This window comes from Rhodovarius crocodyli, assembly GCF_004005855.1.
GTDB lineage: Bacteria > Pseudomonadota > Alphaproteobacteria > Acetobacterales > Acetobacteraceae > Rhodovarius > Rhodovarius crocodyli.
Genome location: NZ_SACL01000012.1, coordinates 81,378 through 94,875, shown reverse-complemented (window position 1 = coordinate 94,875; position 13,498 = coordinate 81,378). Strand labels below are relative to the sequence as shown.

Annotated in this window: 29 protein-coding genes; 17 read left to right on the top strand and 12 right to left on the bottom strand. The window is 66.5% G+C overall.

What is annotated here, in order from left to right:
- Nucleotides 1–94: 94 nt before the first annotated feature.
- The 9 genes from EOD42_RS23400 to EOD42_RS23355 form a co-directional block, all read right to left on the bottom strand.
- Complete coding sequence (locus tag EOD42_RS23400) at nt 95–958, bottom strand: hypothetical protein (protein WP_127790015.1); 864 nt, start codon at nt 956–958, stop codon at nt 95–97.
- Nucleotides 955–1,314, bottom strand: coding sequence for a hypothetical protein (locus EOD42_RS23395; RefSeq protein ID WP_127790014.1), 360 nt, complete (start codon nt 1,312–1,314; stop codon nt 955–957). The genes EOD42_RS23400 and EOD42_RS23395 overlap by 4 nt, the downstream gene beginning before the upstream one ends.
- On the bottom strand, nt 1,301–2,275 hold the full coding sequence (locus tag EOD42_RS23390; protein ID WP_127790013.1) for a YqaJ viral recombinase family protein: 975 nt from the start codon (nt 2,273–2,275) through the stop codon (nt 1,301–1,303). The genes EOD42_RS23395 and EOD42_RS23390 overlap by 14 nt, the downstream gene beginning before the upstream one ends.
- Entirely contained in the window at nt 2,272–2,580 is a 309-nt protein-coding gene (locus EOD42_RS23385) for a hypothetical protein (protein ID WP_127790012.1), read from the bottom strand. The genes EOD42_RS23390 and EOD42_RS23385 overlap by 4 nt, the downstream gene beginning before the upstream one ends.
- The gene (locus EOD42_RS23380) at nt 2,580–2,849 is read right to left on the bottom strand and encodes a hypothetical protein (RefSeq protein ID WP_127790011.1); all 270 of its coding nucleotides are present in this window, start codon (nt 2,847–2,849) and stop codon (nt 2,580–2,582) included. The genes EOD42_RS23385 and EOD42_RS23380 overlap by 1 nt, the downstream gene beginning before the upstream one ends.
- The gene (locus tag EOD42_RS23375) at nt 2,846–3,154 is read right to left on the bottom strand and encodes a hypothetical protein (protein WP_127790010.1); all 309 of its coding nucleotides are present in this window, start codon (nt 3,152–3,154) and stop codon (nt 2,846–2,848) included. The genes EOD42_RS23380 and EOD42_RS23375 overlap by 4 nt, the downstream gene beginning before the upstream one ends.
- Nucleotides 3,151–3,501 carry a hypothetical protein gene (locus EOD42_RS23370; RefSeq protein WP_127790009.1) on the bottom strand — a complete coding sequence of 117 codons (351 nt, stop codon included), beginning with the start codon at nt 3,499–3,501 and terminating at the stop codon, nt 3,151–3,153. The genes EOD42_RS23375 and EOD42_RS23370 overlap by 4 nt, the downstream gene beginning before the upstream one ends.
- 2 nt (nt 3,502–3,503) lie before the next feature.
- Nucleotides 3,504–3,794 (bottom strand): hypothetical protein, encoded by a 291-nt coding sequence (locus EOD42_RS23365; protein WP_127790008.1) that lies wholly within the window; start codon nt 3,792–3,794, stop codon nt 3,504–3,506.
- A gap of 418 nt (nt 3,795–4,212) precedes the next feature.
- Entirely contained in the window at nt 4,213–4,911 is a 699-nt protein-coding gene (locus EOD42_RS23355; RefSeq protein WP_164868094.1) for a helix-turn-helix transcriptional regulator, read from the bottom strand.
- 86 nt (nt 4,912–4,997) lie between these two features.
- On the opposite strand from EOD42_RS23355, the gene EOD42_RS23350 reads away from it, so the two are divergent.
- A complete protein-coding gene (locus tag EOD42_RS23350) occupies nt 4,998–5,192 on the top strand; it encodes a helix-turn-helix transcriptional regulator (protein ID WP_127790005.1) in 195 nt (64 codons plus the stop codon).
- Nucleotides 5,193–5,194: 2 nt separating this feature from the next.
- On the opposite strand, the gene EOD42_RS23345 is transcribed toward EOD42_RS23350, so the two are convergent.
- The gene (locus EOD42_RS23345; protein ID WP_127790004.1) at nt 5,195–5,449 is read right to left on the bottom strand and encodes a hypothetical protein; all 255 of its coding nucleotides are present in this window, start codon (nt 5,447–5,449) and stop codon (nt 5,195–5,197) included.
- 135 nt (nt 5,450–5,584) lie between these two features.
- A complete protein-coding gene (locus tag EOD42_RS23340; RefSeq protein WP_127790003.1) occupies nt 5,585–5,806 on the bottom strand; it encodes a hypothetical protein in 222 nt (73 codons plus the stop codon).
- 303 nt (nt 5,807–6,109) lie between these two features.
- On the opposite strand from EOD42_RS23340, the gene EOD42_RS23335 reads away from it, so the two are divergent.
- From EOD42_RS23335 to EOD42_RS23320, 7 genes are read left to right on the top strand one after another with little or no spacing between them, the layout of a single operon-like run.
- Nucleotides 6,110–6,379, top strand: a complete 270-nt coding sequence (locus EOD42_RS23335) for a helix-turn-helix domain-containing protein (protein ID WP_127790002.1) — start codon at nt 6,110–6,112, stop codon at nt 6,377–6,379.
- Nucleotides 6,376–6,543 (top strand): hypothetical protein, encoded by a 168-nt coding sequence (locus tag EOD42_RS26090; protein WP_164868093.1) that lies wholly within the window; start codon nt 6,376–6,378, stop codon nt 6,541–6,543. Before EOD42_RS23335 ends, EOD42_RS26090 begins: the two co-directional genes overlap by 4 nt.
- Nucleotides 6,540–7,049: a hypothetical protein gene (locus tag EOD42_RS23330; RefSeq protein WP_127790001.1), complete on the top strand. Its 510-nt coding sequence runs from the start codon at nt 6,540–6,542 to the stop codon at nt 7,047–7,049. Before EOD42_RS26090 ends, EOD42_RS23330 begins: the two co-directional genes overlap by 4 nt.
- Nucleotides 7,046–7,177, top strand: coding sequence for a hypothetical protein (locus EOD42_RS26570; RefSeq protein WP_276318169.1), 132 nt, complete (start codon nt 7,046–7,048; stop codon nt 7,175–7,177). Before EOD42_RS23330 ends, EOD42_RS26570 begins: the two co-directional genes overlap by 4 nt.
- Nucleotides 7,164–7,358, top strand: coding sequence for a hypothetical protein (locus EOD42_RS26085; protein WP_164868092.1), 195 nt, complete (start codon nt 7,164–7,166; stop codon nt 7,356–7,358). The genes EOD42_RS26570 and EOD42_RS26085 overlap by 14 nt, the downstream gene beginning before the upstream one ends.
- Nucleotides 7,355–7,915, top strand: a complete 561-nt coding sequence (locus tag EOD42_RS23325) for a RusA family crossover junction endodeoxyribonuclease (protein WP_164868091.1) — start codon at nt 7,355–7,357, stop codon at nt 7,913–7,915. The genes EOD42_RS26085 and EOD42_RS23325 overlap by 4 nt, the downstream gene beginning before the upstream one ends.
- A complete protein-coding gene (locus EOD42_RS23320; RefSeq protein ID WP_164868090.1) occupies nt 7,912–10,089 on the top strand; it encodes an AAA family ATPase in 2,178 nt (725 codons plus the stop codon). Before EOD42_RS23325 ends, EOD42_RS23320 begins: the two co-directional genes overlap by 4 nt.
- Before the next feature lie 15 nt (nt 10,090–10,104).
- On the opposite strand, the gene EOD42_RS26565 is transcribed toward EOD42_RS23320, so the two are convergent.
- Complete coding sequence (locus tag EOD42_RS26565; RefSeq protein WP_276318168.1) at nt 10,105–10,230, bottom strand: hypothetical protein; 126 nt, start codon at nt 10,228–10,230, stop codon at nt 10,105–10,107.
- 309 nt (nt 10,231–10,539) lie between these two features.
- On the opposite strand from EOD42_RS26565, the gene ssb reads away from it, so the two are divergent.
- The 9 genes from ssb (at nt 10,540) to EOD42_RS23290 (ending at nt 13,492) form a co-directional block, all read left to right on the top strand.
- Nucleotides 10,540–11,016, top strand: coding sequence for a single-stranded DNA-binding protein (ssb, locus tag EOD42_RS23315; protein WP_127789998.1), 477 nt, complete (start codon nt 10,540–10,542; stop codon nt 11,014–11,016).
- Entirely contained in the window at nt 11,016–11,249 is a 234-nt protein-coding gene (locus EOD42_RS23310; RefSeq protein WP_127789997.1) for a hypothetical protein, read from the top strand. The genes ssb and EOD42_RS23310 overlap by 1 nt, the downstream gene beginning before the upstream one ends.
- A 56-nt stretch (nt 11,250–11,305) precedes the next feature.
- A complete protein-coding gene (locus EOD42_RS26080) occupies nt 11,306–11,476 on the top strand; it encodes a hypothetical protein (protein WP_164868089.1) in 171 nt (56 codons plus the stop codon).
- Nucleotides 11,473–11,646 carry a hypothetical protein gene (locus EOD42_RS26075; RefSeq protein WP_164867983.1) on the top strand — a complete coding sequence of 58 codons (174 nt, stop codon included), beginning with the start codon at nt 11,473–11,475 and terminating at the stop codon, nt 11,644–11,646. The genes EOD42_RS26080 and EOD42_RS26075 overlap by 4 nt, the downstream gene beginning before the upstream one ends.
- On the top strand, nt 11,643–12,023 hold the full coding sequence (locus EOD42_RS23305) for a hypothetical protein (protein ID WP_127789996.1): 381 nt from the start codon (nt 11,643–11,645) through the stop codon (nt 12,021–12,023). The genes EOD42_RS26075 and EOD42_RS23305 overlap by 4 nt, the downstream gene beginning before the upstream one ends.
- On the top strand, nt 12,010–12,330 hold the full coding sequence (locus EOD42_RS23300; protein WP_127789995.1) for a hypothetical protein: 321 nt from the start codon (nt 12,010–12,012) through the stop codon (nt 12,328–12,330). Before EOD42_RS23305 ends, EOD42_RS23300 begins: the two co-directional genes overlap by 14 nt.
- A 237-nt stretch (nt 12,331–12,567) precedes the next feature.
- Nucleotides 12,568–12,798, top strand: a complete 231-nt coding sequence (locus EOD42_RS23295; RefSeq protein WP_127789994.1) for a hypothetical protein — start codon at nt 12,568–12,570, stop codon at nt 12,796–12,798.
- 47 nt (nt 12,799–12,845) lie between these two features.
- Nucleotides 12,846–13,007: a hypothetical protein gene (locus EOD42_RS26070; RefSeq protein ID WP_164868088.1), complete on the top strand. Its 162-nt coding sequence runs from the start codon at nt 12,846–12,848 to the stop codon at nt 13,005–13,007.
- Nucleotides 13,004–13,492, top strand: a complete 489-nt coding sequence (locus tag EOD42_RS23290; RefSeq protein WP_127789993.1) for a hypothetical protein — start codon at nt 13,004–13,006, stop codon at nt 13,490–13,492. The genes EOD42_RS26070 and EOD42_RS23290 overlap by 4 nt, the downstream gene beginning before the upstream one ends.
- The last annotated feature ends 6 nt before the right edge of the window (nt 13,493–13,498 follow it).

The window sequence follows — 13,498 nt, the reverse complement described above, 5'->3', positions numbered from 1 at the left end:
ATCATCTCGGCGCGCGCCGCAGCAGTGTTCATTTTCTGCCGATGCATCTCGCGCACTGCACTGATTTTCTCGCGCGTCAAATAGCGATCCATGCTCACCCCTCCCCCTGCGCGCAGGGGGCGGTGGCGGCTTGCTCCAGACGGTCCAGCTTGCTTCCCTCGGCCGGCTTGGCATCCTGCTTCGCGCCGAACCACTCGTTGATGTTCGACGCGCCGTCACGGATCGACTGGAAGATGCCCAGGTATTCCGCCAGGTCGTCGGGCGTGATGGTGTCGAGCGGCCGGCCAAGGCGCGCCGCGATCATGTCGGCGGTGATGCCCAGCTTCACGAACGCCTGGGTCATGCCGCGCACGCGGTCGGCCAGCGGCTTCTGGCCGCCCCCCTCCTTCACGGTCCTGCGGCATTCCTCTACGGCGGCGTCCACTAGGTCCGGCGGCAGGACGGCCAGGATGCGCGCGCGGAGGCGCCTGGAGCCCATGTTCGCCGTCACCTCGTAGATGTCGCGCTCGTCCTTCAGCTTCTCCCCGCCGCCGCGCTTGTCCCGCAGGTGGCGCACGGTGAAGGTCTGGGTGCTCAGCACGTTGGTCTGCTGGTCCCAGGCGAAGGCTTCCATCTCGCTTTCGCCGTCGCGCCTGGACAGCTCGCGCATGCCATAGGCGATGTTGCCCCAGCAGCGCGCCAGTTCCTCGGCCAGGCGGATCGACGGGCCTTCCACGGACTGCCCGCCGCGCGGGAAGCGGTAGTTGGCCACCTCGGCCAGCGATGGCCGGCGGCAGGCTTCCATGGCCCGGGCAAAGGCTGCGGCCTCGTCGCGGGGGAACCGCTTGGCGATCACCAGGCGGCCCTGCGCCTCGGCTACGGCGCGCTCGCTCTCGATGGCCACGGCGCCGGCGGAGATATGCTGCGGCGCGGCCTTGGCGAAGGGGTTGTTCGGAGCGTGCTCCACGACCTCGTTCATTCGCTGGCTTCCTTCTGGACGGGCTCGACACGCCCCGCGCTCACGCGGAACATTGCCCCGTTGGTTGTCTTGAAAACGAGCGCGCGCTCGGCGTCGAAGAAGCGCGCCTCCGTGAACAGCGGGTGGCAGGCCAGGACAGCCGAGAAGGCCGGCCGCAGACCAAGAGTTCGGATTTCCCGCGCTAGGCGCTGCGCCAGGGCTTCGGGCTTCTCGCTTGTCGACAGAGCCAGCCGCAGCAGGCGCCGAACGGCCTCTGTCTCGTTGCGTAGGCCGCACTGCGCCATATAGGCCCTGATCTCCTGATGAAGATCGAGCGGAAGGGCGTAAACGGCGCGCTGGACCTCAGCCGCTGGCATCGCTGGCTTCCTTGATGCGGGCCTGGCGGCTGCCTTTGCGGCCCTTGATGGTGGTGCCGATGTCGTCGGCGGTGATGATGCGGTCGGGGACGGCGGCCACGTCGGAGAGCCCCACGCTCCACCCGTCACCGAAGGCGCGCGGGAACGACCCGATGCGCTGGATCAGCAGGTGCTTGGCCGCGTCCATCTGCTTGGAGTGCTCGGCGGCCTTGGCCTTGTGATAGAGCCACGCGTCGGCATGCCCGGCGGCCTCGGCGTCGTCCCGCAGGTCCAGCGCCTCACCTTCCTCGTCCAGCTCTGTCGTGGCGGCCATGGCTGCCCAGGCGCTGGAGCTAGCGTCCGCGTTCGGCACCCGTCCCTCGCGGATCGAGGCCCAGAACCCGGACACCCGGCGCTCCATGTCCTCGACCAGCTTGGGGCGCACGCCGTAGCGGTAGACCCGAAGGTCATTCCCCCCGACGAGCGCTGCGACGGCGCCCCAGGTGAAGCCGGTGGCCAGCAACTGCGCTTGCAGCTGCAACAGGATGTGCATGGGCGGTTCGCCGCCCGTCCACTTCCGGCGGTGCTGGATGAAATCGACATTTTTCAATTCCAGGCAGCCAGGGCCGGAAACATTCCCGTCGTTCGGGCCCGGCGCCGCAATGATACGGTCCAGCGTTGCGCCGAGGCCGCACGGGTGGCTGGCGTAGCGACCAGGAAGAACCTCCCAGCCCTGCTGCTCGGCGGCCAGCAGTGCGATGGCATCTTCCAGCGCTAGGCCGGCGCGGGTGCGCGGGTTGTCCACCTCGGGGCGCGGCATGCGGCCAGCCTTGACCATCCACAGGGCGTAGCGGCCCATGAGGTAGTCCGGCGCGTCGGGCAGGTCATAGAGCCCGGCAACCTCGCTCGCGCCCACATGCCGTGCGCGCAGGTCATGCCATGCTTCGCCCCGCTCGGGGATCGGAAGGAGCTGGCTGGTCACAGCACCACCTTCGCCGCCTGCTGGCGGGCAACCTGAGCGAAGGATGCCGATGCCTCGCCATTCAGCGGCTCAGCGCAGAACGGGCAGAAGTTGGCGATCAGACCCCGCCCCTGCTTCTTGAGCGGGTTAATCACGAGGCGGTGCGAGTAGGCCGCCCCCTTGACGCTGCGGAACGTGGAGATATGCGCTCCCGCGCTTTGCCACGGACCAGAGGTGAGGACACTTTGCAGCGCGTCGCAGGCGTGAACCGTGGTGCCGCCGGACGGATTGTTTTCGACCCGGCAGTAAAGGTTGCTCTCAGCCATCACCACCTCCCCATCACGTTGACGAGGCGAACAGCTTCCTCGCTGTCGTCGCGGGCCAGGGCATCGAGGTGTGCGGCCTGGATCAGCAGGACGCACGCACCGTTCTGGTTCGGGAACTGGTCAGCCTGCTTGCGGATCAGCTGAGCAGCCCGGGCCAGAACATAGGCGTCGTCCTCGCTCAGCCGGTCATCGACATAGGGCGAATGCACAGGCATCACCGGGAACACAGGCGGCGGCACAGGCATCACGGGCGCGATGGGGGCGGTCACGACCGCACCTCCCCGCGCGCGGCGGCGAGGGCGGGGAAGGTTCGAGCGCACACGAAGTAAGCCTTTGTGTCGCCGGGGTTCCTCCAGCCGGGGTAAGAGTATCCCAGCACCTTGCGCGTGTTGCTGGCCTCCCATGTGCTGCGGAACGTCTCCAGCGAACGCGGATGGACATTGAGCGCGCCCACCGTGGTGAAAAACTCGTCCTTCGAAACGAGGCGCATCCCGTCGATATGAGCCGGCGGCGTGCGCGGGCGGTCGCCCCAGTCGGCAAGGTCGCTCGGCGACGGATCGCGGAAGTCGGTCATGCCCGATACTCCCTGTCCGACTGGCGGTAGGCGGCGCGAGCATTGTCGAACGCGACGTGCGGCAGGCTATTCTGGGCCGCTCGATCGCAGTCGCGCTCGATGTCCGAGACGATCCCGCTGGCCAGATCGACCATCATGGCGCCCAGGCTCAGACCGTCCTCGGTCGTCTGCTGGTCCGTGGCCATGGCGTCCGCGACGGGATCAGCCGCTTCACAGAACATGCGCAGCTGATACAGCGCGGTCAGCTTGCGCTCGTAGAACGCCTCAGCGTCGGCATCCGTGACGGCATCGACAGCCCGGCGGTGCATCGCGTCGATCTGCTGGGCGTAGGTGGCGAGAATGGACATGCTCAGCCCTCCCCACGCGCGGAGGCGATGGCGGCGAGGGCTGCGCAGAGGTGGTGGCAGCACACATTGTCCGGATGCTGGTCAACGCATAGCTGCTTCAGGCTCTCGACGGCGCCTTCCAGCGCCTCCAGCAGCGCCGAGCGATCCCGCTCCAGGCGAGCCATGTGCCGGAGAAGCGCCTCGTCACCATCGCGCTTCGCCCGCCCCTGCATCACAGCGCCCCACAGGATCGCGCCGCGTGGTGACAGCCCCGGAGTGTGGGCCGCCTTCTGCTCCGTCTTCGTCTCGCTCATCGGGCTCTCCTCCGAGCCCGGGGTGGGCTCTGTGTGAGCCCACTATGTGCAATTCTGCAAACCAGTGCAACTGCAAAAATGCAAATGTCTAGGCAAAAAAATACCCCGCCCAGTCGGCGGGGCTCGTTCGGGCGACGTGGACGTTACCTTCTTTCGCTCGCGGCATTTATCAGGAGCAGGCCCCATGTCCACACACCGCTCACGAAACCAAAGTCGTACCACCAGCCTGCGTTGGGAAACGCGTAAATGCGATCGCCTGTGAATAGGCCGATCCATAGCGCGACGGTGCATGACCACCCGTGGAACAGCCCAAGGAAGAACCCCGGCGGATCACCGCCTGCGAGCGGCAGGGGCTGTGACGCGCAGGCCCCGAGCGTGGTGATTAGCAGCAATGCTGCCAGGGTCGCCGCACGCCTCATCACACCCCCATCATGTCGGCCATACTGAGCACCTTGTGCATGCTCACCACCTCATCCTGGGCAAACTCAACCTCTTTGTCGGGATTGAATTGCCTTGTGATTACCTTGCCGCCCGCGCGCCTCACGAACTGCTTCACATAGGCGCGCATAGTGACGTGTTGGTCCTCTAGCCCCTCGCGCCTGACGATCACCACGCGGTCGCCGGGATGAATGGGCCGCTTGGGGTGCAGGTAGACAAGATCGCCGTGGCTGATGGCAGGCTCCATGCTGTCTCCCTCAACCCATAGCGCATAAACATCCCGGACGCCGATCAGGCCGGGCGGGCGGCGCACCCAGTCTACCACTTCGGACATGTCGAGAACGAAGGCGCCATCACCGTTCGCCCCTCGCGCCGTGCCGAACACCGGGACGTCGCGCTTCATCTCCGCGAGAACCGGCACCGGGGCATCGGGCGCCGGGCGAACTTCCGACTTGCCGGGCGGTGTGGGTATCGCAGGCGCTCCGCCAGCGGAAGCAGCGTCTATGAGCTTCTGCATCGTCTTGCCTGAAAGGGAGTGCTTCACGTCCGGATCGTTCAGGAAGCGCGTGAGCGTCGATGGCGCCAAGCCAGCCGCCCGCGCCAATCCCGTCGCATCCATGCCTGTGCGCGCAAGCAGCTCCTGGACCTGCTCACGTATCCTGCGTTGATAGTCATCCATGTGCGCAAACTTGCACATTTCGGCGGTGCTGGCTGTTTGCATGATTGCTATTGACGCGTTTGCACGACTGCAAATATGATGTGCATATGGCACCCCTTCTCACGCCCGCAGACATCGAGGCCCGCGCCGCTTCCTGCGGCAAGTCCATGGCGCAGGTCTGCCGCGAGGCTGCCATTGCTCCGTCCACCTTCTCGCGCTGGAAGGCGAAGAAGACCGAGCCGACGCTGGACGTGTATCGGCGCCTGGTCGAAGCCGCCTTCGCCCCGCGCGAGGTGGCGTGATGTCAATCTTCGAGCCATTCGGGTTCCGGCATCGTCTTGAAGCGCAGTCGCTCTTGCTCCGCGAGAATGGCGTCGAGCTTGGCGTGAAGCCGGCCGATGTCGTGATCATGTCCCTTGATGAGGGCGTAGATGCCCGAGGCGCACAGGCCGACACCGACAAGGATGGCGCCGACCTCAAGATGGTTCGGATAGCCTTCCCAGAGCTTATAGGCACCGAAGGCCAGCAGGACCGAGCCTGCGCTGCTCAATATCCACATCTCTCATTCTCCTTCCGGAGGGCCGCCTGATGCGCGCCCTCATTGGCAAAGTCCTGCTGTGGTTCATCCGGGGTGCTGAACCTCCGTTCGATTGGGCGGCGTTCGACCGCCAGATCAAGTCGGAGGCGCTTCGTCTCAGTGACCAGCTCCGGAGAAGCGTGTGATGTGCAGCAGCAGCTCATCCACCGCCGCCTCCATGTATGCGCCGTCTGGCGCTGTCGGTGCCGGGCGGTATTGCTCCAACGCTTCCATGATCCTGCCGCGCTGCGGATTGGCGGCGATCAGCGCCGCGACTGCGACGCGCAAGACCGCGATGGACGTGACCGCCATCGCCAAGCGTTGCTGTTCTTCGTTCATGACTATCCTCCATGCCATCATTCCCTGGCGCATGGTGGATCACGGGCCGGTTATTGCGCAATCGCGTAGGCCGGCCCGTGTCTCCTCTTCCCGCAGCGTCGCCAGCGGCCAAGACGGCCTGACGCTCCGGGCAGCCGCGCGGGCCGGATATCCCCGCCTTGGGCCTCTCCTCCGTGTCTCGACTGCGGGTGTCGCTGGCGCGCCCCGCGCATTTTCCAGGGAGGTGCCCGAACAGCGCGCCAACGCTGCCCGGGCTGTTACTGCGATCTGCCATGCCCCGAACTCTATCCAGGAGCATGTGACATGACTGTCATTACGATGGACAGCATTGCCACCGTCTTGCGTGGCAAGTCTCCCAAGCAACTCGCCCGTCTCGCCCGCGTCCATCCCCGCACCGCCGCCCGCTGGCAGGCTGGGGAGAGCGCACCTGGCGCCGATGACCTCGTGCGCCTGATGGCCGTGGACGCAGACATTTTCTCGGAAATCGCCCGCCTCGCGGGCCGCGCCGACGCCGGGCAGATCGCCCAGGCAGCGGACCATCTGCGCCACGCGCTGAAGGAGCTGGGCGGGTGACGTTCTGGATCGCCTTCGGCTGGTTCGGCTTCGGTGCCGTCAGCGGAAATCTCCCCGAGCTGCGCCTGGGCATCGTCGCCTTCGGCTGCTCCTGGGGCCTCATCACAGAAACCATGCGCGAAGGCATCCGCAAAGCGATGCGCGCACTCGGGAGGCATGCATGAGTAACACCGCGTGGCTCGACCATGAGGTAGGGCAGATGCTCAGCGCCTATCAGGCCGGCGTCCTGATCCAGGACATCGCAGACCAGATCGGCCGCACACCGCGTGCCGTCCGGGCGAAGCTCTGCGCGCTCCGTGTGCTGGGGGACAACCGGGCGCTCCGTGAAAAGGCGCCCCCGGCTACGTCCGTTGCACCGGTGGCCGGCGCCTGGTCCGACGACGACAAGCAGTTCGTCCTGCTGGCCAAGCGTGAAGGCAAGACGGCTGCTGAAATGGCAGCTGCCCTCGGCCGGTCGGTCAACTCGGTCAAGGGCGTGATCGACGAAATGCGCGATGAGGGGCTGCTGCTGCCCAATCCCAAGCCGCAGATCGTCATTCCCGCCATGCTCTCCGATGCCCAGGAACGCATGATCCTGAGCATCATGCAGCGCCTCAACCTGTCGCGTGAGCGCGCCATCGTCGAGATGCGGGCGCACTACAGCGCCAAGGCCCGGAGGCACGCGGCATGATGGGCGCGGTCGAAGCCATCTTCAAGGCGGCCTTCCTGCTCGCCCTCGGCGGCGGGATCGCGATGCTCGGTTGCGCCTTGGTCTGGATGCTCTGCGACCTGCGGGACAGCGACCATGACCCCTTCTGAGCCCCAGCCGGTCACGACCGAAGAACTTGACCGCGTGCGCAACGCCCTCATCACCTACACGGACATCCGCACGGCGTGCGGTGCCGCTGGGATCGAGCCGCACCGCGTTCCGCAGTTCGTCCGCATCCTGACCGACATCATCAAGCAGAACCAGCGCAAGGTGCGGAGGTTCCGCCGGTGAGCCTGCACGAAACCCGCCTGGTCCTGCCGCTGCCTCCCTCGGCCAACCGCCTGTGGCGCGTGTTCAAGGGCCAGGTCCGGAAATCCACCGACTACCGAAAGTGGGCGGACGATGCTTCGGATGCTGTCTCGCACCAGCTCGGCGGCCAAGCGCGCCTGACGTGGTTCACCGCCTCGATCACGCTGCCGGTCACGCGCCGCGACCCCGACAACGCCATCAAGCCGATCATGGATGCCCTCCAGGCCGGCGGTGCGATCCAGGATGACAGCATGCTACGCGGCCTGACGCTCGACGTGGATGACGACTGCCCCGCTGAATGGGTCAGCATCGGCCTGTTCGAAGCGCCGGCACCGCGTGCTGTCCGGGAGGTACAGGAAGCCCAGCGCCGCGCCTGGGAGGCCGCCCACGTCCTCCTGACCGAGCATACCGCCAAGCTGACCCCGGCGCCCTATGGCCGCTGCGTGCGTGTCCGCGACCTCGGCCCCGACAACATCCCCGCTCCCATGGCAGCCAACATGCTCGCCCTGGCCGAGCGCATCATGGGAAGGCGGGCATGAGCTTGCACTACGACGGCCAGACCCCGCCCGCCGGCACGCCGCTGACCCAGATCGCGCTGTTCCTCTGCGCCGATCTGCCGGTGTTCCCCTGCAATTCGTCCAAGCGTCCCATCACCCAGAACGGCCTGCACGACGCTGCCCAGGACCGCGATACCGTCTCGGAAATGTTCTCGCGCCCCAAGGCCGCGCTCATCGGCGTGCCGACCGGCCGTGCCTCTGGCGTGTTCGCGGTGGACATCGATGTGCGCGACGGGGCCAAGGGTGGCGAGTGGCTGACGGCCAATGAGCACCGCCTCCCGCAGACCCGCCGGCATCGCACACAGTCAGGCGGAACCCACCTGCTGTTCGCCATGCCGGCAGGCCGCACCATTCGCAACAGCGCCGGCAAGCTGGCTGAGAATGTCGATGTCCGTGGCGACGGCGGCTACATCATCTACCCGCCCAGCACCGGCTACAGCGTCTCTGACCCCGCCGCCCCGGCCGAAGCGCCCGAATGGCTGCTTGACCTGCTGGACCCGCCTCAGGCGGCCCCTGCGCCGGCTCCCAAGCCCCGCGCGCTGGCCGATGACACCAACGGCTCCCGCTACGCCCTGGCGGCCCTCAGCAACGCCTGCGACGCGATCATGGCCGCCGGCTGGGGCACGCAGGAAACCACCCTCAACACCGCAGCCCTGCACATGGGCCATTTCGTCGCCGGCGGCGAGCTGTCCAAGGGCTACGCCCGCGAAACCCTCATTTCAGCCGGCATGGGCATGCGCAACCAGCCCGGCATGGCTCCCTGGCACGAGCGCGACATCCGCGCCAAGGTCGAGCGCGCCATGGCTGACGGCGAGGCCCGGCCCTGGAACGCCCCGGCCCGCGAAGTCCGGCACGTCCACCGCATCGAGATCGTGGCGCCTGAGCCGCCGCCCTATGAGGATGTGCCGCATCACTGGCACGGCGAGCCGGACTACGACATGTCCCTGGACGCGGCCGAGCGGATCGCGCCCGAGGCCAAGGCGCCCACCAAGGCCCTGCACTGGACCGATGAGGGCTGGGACGAGGCGGCTATCGAGCGCCGGCAATGGGCCGTGCCCGGCCATCTGCTGCGCGGCGCCATCACCCTTGCCGGTGGCCCGGGCGGCACCGGCAAGTCCTCTCTCATGGTGGCCTGGGCCTGCGCGGCCGCACTCGGCGAGCACTACGGCAGCTTCAAGCCGAACCGCCCGCTCAAGGTCATGACCTACAACGTCGAGGACGACGAGAACGAGCAGCGCCGCCGCTTTTCCGCAGCCCTGCGCCAGTTCGGGAAGTATCCCCGTGACCTGGCCGGGCGCGTCGCCCGCGTCTCCCCCGACGACATCGGCACCCTGATACAGGTCGATCGACAGGCCGGCACGTTCCTGTTCACCCAGGCGTGGGACGAGCTCGAGGCGCTGATCCAGGAATGGCAGCCCGACATCCTGATGCTGGATCCTCTGGCCGAGCTCCACACCGCGGAGGAAAACGACAACACCGCCATGCGGCATGTCGTGGCCCATCTGCGCACCCTGGCACGGCGCTACAACATCGCCATCATCCTCATCCACCACACCCGCAAGGGTGCGGAGGCCGGCGACCTGGACAGCTTCCGTGGCGCCTCGGCGACCGGCGGCGCGATCCGCAAGGCCTTCACCGTCACCCCCATGGACGACGCGGATGCGGCGAAGCTGGGCGTGGCTGACGACCTGCGCTGGACCTACTTCAAGGTCGCAGACGCGAAGAACAACTACGGCCGGCGTGAGGATGCCGCCTGGCATCAGATGCAGGAATACGAGCTCGACAACGGCGAGCACGTGGCCGCAGCACTCCCCTGGACGCCCCCCGATGCGGCGCGTCAGGGCATCGACCCGGATGTCTACGCCCACATCATGGCGGGTATCTCGCACGGGACAGCGCATGGCCCTTGGAGCCCCCGCCTGAGCATGGAAGAGCCGCGTTCCGTCGCGGTCCTGTTCCATCGGCACGGCATCTCGGAAGCGAAAGAGCAAAGGACCCTTCTCAAGCAACTTCAACTGGATGGGTGCACTGTCCAGGAGTTCTACGACAACAACCGGAACCCGAGGAAAGGTCTGCGCGCAGTGGACGGTTCCCCGGTTGCCGCATGGTGCAACGAGGCGACGGGCGCGCAGTCCGGCGGCACGGTGCATCAATGATGCCGCGCTTCTGCATCAAACTTGCATCAAACCTGCACCAAAGATTTCTGCATCAAAGTCCTCGCGTACGCGCGCGCGTAAAAGAACTCCGTTCTTTTCTGCAAACTTTGATGCTTCGATGCAAAAGCCATCGAGGCGCATCAAAGGTTGCGGCTTACGCTGACGCTCGCCGCAACTTTGATGCGTGCTGTGTGGGCGGAGGTGCCGCCCCATGAAAGCAACGACCCACCACGTCCGCCTGGGCGATACGAGGTTCGTCGGCGGCCAGCGTTACGTCTGCACCGGATGGCAGCCCCATACCGGCCAGGAGCCGACCATCTTGCTCGAATGGGCGTCCTACTGCGCTGAGTGCGAGAGGCCTTTCGCCGTCCTCGTCAGCGCCTTCACACACAAATTCGAACCCAATCGGCGCTGTGCGTTGCATCGCGCGCCAGGAAGGAGAGCAGCCCAATGGCTGGCGTGAACAAGGTCATCATCCTCGGCCGGCTGGGCAAAGACCCAGAGGCACGAAGCTTCCAGAATGGCGGCAAGGTCGTGAACCTGTCCGTCGCAACCTCAGAGCGCTGGAAGGACAAGGCCGGCGAGCAGCAGGAGCGCACAGAATGGCACCGCGTCGCGATCTTCGATGAGCGCTTGGCGGAGCTGGCCGAGCGCTACCTGACCAAGGGAAGCGAGGTCTACCTGGAAGGGCAACTCGAAACCCGGAAGTGGACTGACCAGTCCGGCGCCGAGCGCTTCTCAACCGAGGTCGTGCTGCGGCCATATCGCAGCTCCATGCAGTTCGTGGGCGGGAAGAGCGACCGCGGCGAGCAGCAGACCCAGAGCCAGCCCAGGCGCGAAGCCCAGCAGCGGCCGTCCAGCGGCTCCTACGGCGGCGGGAAGGGCAATGACCTCGATGAGATCCCGTTCGGGCCGGAGGTGCGGTGATGGAACAGTTCATCCAGCACGGCGCCCAATGGGGTCTGTGGGTCGGGCTCCTGACCAGCATCGTCATCCTGAGCATCGCTCTCTCGCAGGAGGATGTGAGGAAGGAGGGTTTTTCGACGGTGGCATTTGGCTGCTGTGCCGCAGCCGCCCTCATCTGCACCCTCACGACCGCCGCCGGCTTCGCCGTGGCCTTCCTGATCGGGCTTCCCATGAAGTTCCTCGGAGCCCTCTGACATGACCAAAAAACACGCGCGCGCGCGCGGCCTGAAGGAGGTGTGAGGTGGAGGAAGTGAGCAGCGTAGAGGCGGTCCCTGTGATCCATCTGGATGCGGCACTGCTGGACGAGATGCGGGATGTGGCGCGTCAACTGAACGCGCTGATGGCCCGCATCTACCGTGCGCAGGGTGTGGCGCCGCACTGGGAGACACCCACCCCCGCGCCCGAGGGGGACGGGGCGTGAAGGAAGCTCTGATCTACGCGGGCATCTGCCTCGTGTGCGCCATAGCCGCGCTTGCAGATGGGATGCCTTGGTTGGCGTGCGCGGCCTTCTGGGTCTGCGGGCTGTGGTCGGGCGATGTGATCAACATCACCAAGCGACGCATGGGGTATACGAAGGGAGATACGCCATGAGCGCGCCCTGGGACGGCCGGCCGGAGCAGCCGGAGCGGGATGGGTGGCATTGGCTCAATGACGGGGAGGAGGACATCGTCGCTTTTTGGGATTCGGCGAATCCAAGGTGGTGGACCGTTGGCAACGAGGTGGAGATGAACCCGGAAGAAGCTGACTTCTGCACCTACCTCGGCCCCATCCCCCCGCCCTCCGAAACCGCCCGGCTGCGGGAGGCGCTGCGACTGGCGCGGGATTGGCACGAGGAGGAGCGCGATGCGCTGAGCAAGCGGCCGCCGAGAGCAGGGGATCAATGGCAAGCACTTCAGCATCGGTTGCAGATCGACTTCATCAACCGCGCCCTGCTCGGCGAGAAGGAGGCGGGGGATGAAGCTCACTGAAGCCCAGCGCCGGCCGTGCAGGCTGCTGATGATGCAGATTGCGGCGCAAATCATAGGCCAGATGGCGCACATCGGGATGACCTACGAGAAGATGGCCGATGAGCTGGGCGTCTCGCCGCAGCTGGTCCGCAACACGCTGGCCGCCATGGCGGTGGGCGATGACAGGAGCCGACGTGCGACTTCGATAGCCGCCCCTGCCGCGATGGCAGCGGCCATGGGGTGCTTCTTCAACGTCAGCCTCATTCCCGAACCGCTGCCCGAGCCCGCCGAAGGTCTGATCGGAGAGATGTTCGATGACCCCGCCTGAGCCGCTGAAGCCGTGTCCTGAGCCCTTGGTGATGGCTCAGGTAGAGGCGCGATATTGCGACCTTGCGAGCGCATTGCGCGAAGTTCCGAGGGCAGAGAGGTGTGCGGCATGGCACGCCGAATTGGAAGGCGTTCTCCGAGCCATGGAGCGCGCCGGTGACGCCGCCTGGAACCGCCGCGCAGAGGATGGGAGGGAGTGATGGGCTGCCGCAGAGCCGGGAAGATAGCTTGGTGCCTAATGTGGATGGTCCTCTGCCTCATCACCATCGCCCAGGTGCAGGCCGCCGTCTCCGAGGCCGTCGCGAAGGAGAGGGAGGCGGTGAAGGAGCGGGTCATGCGCTACATCATGACGGCCAACGGCTCCGTGGCTAGCGAACCGAACCTGATTACGCGTCGCTTCTACGAAGGCGAGCGGGCCGGCTTCGAGCGCGTGCTCACATACCTCAGCTCGCGCGGCGGGGAGGGGTGATGGCGAAGCCTGAACTTAACCCCAGCCACTGCGGGGGCGGCGCGAAGATGAAGCAGGTTTCGGCCGGGATTTTCCCGACCTTCTGGATCATCTCCTGCGACAACTGCGAACGCGAGGTGCCGGGCATGCGGGAGGACCGCGCCGTGGCCAAGTGGAATGAGCCTGAGCCCTTCTTCTCCCGGCTGCTGAAGCAGGAGCCCCGCCCATGAACGCCCTGACCGACGACATGATCCGACGCGGCGCCGTGCAGGTGAACATCCTCGCCCCCGTCGAGGTCGCGCCCGGCGACTGGCGCATCCAGCGCGCCGCAGCGTGGCGCCTGCCGGCGGACCATCCCGACCGCACCGTCTGGGATTGGATGGCGCACCAGGGCCACCTCAGCTCGCAGCAGGCGCAGAACATGGCCGCGCTCGCGAACCTGGCGCTGGCCGCTGGTGCCATCCGCAGCGACGTGGCGCGGTATGATCCCCTGCGCGGGCGTGCGACGGCCTCAGCGGAGGATTACGGCCCCGAGGATGAATGGCGCGCGCTGCTGCGTGAGCTGCCGGCCGTGGCGTGGGGCGCGATCTCGGACATGCTGCATCACAACATCCACCCGGGGCCGAGGCTGGAGGCTGTGTGCCGCTGCCTGGACCGGCTGGACTACCTGCCAGAGCGGTGGGCGGCGGATTTGTGGGAGGGGGAGGAGGGGTGAAAGAGA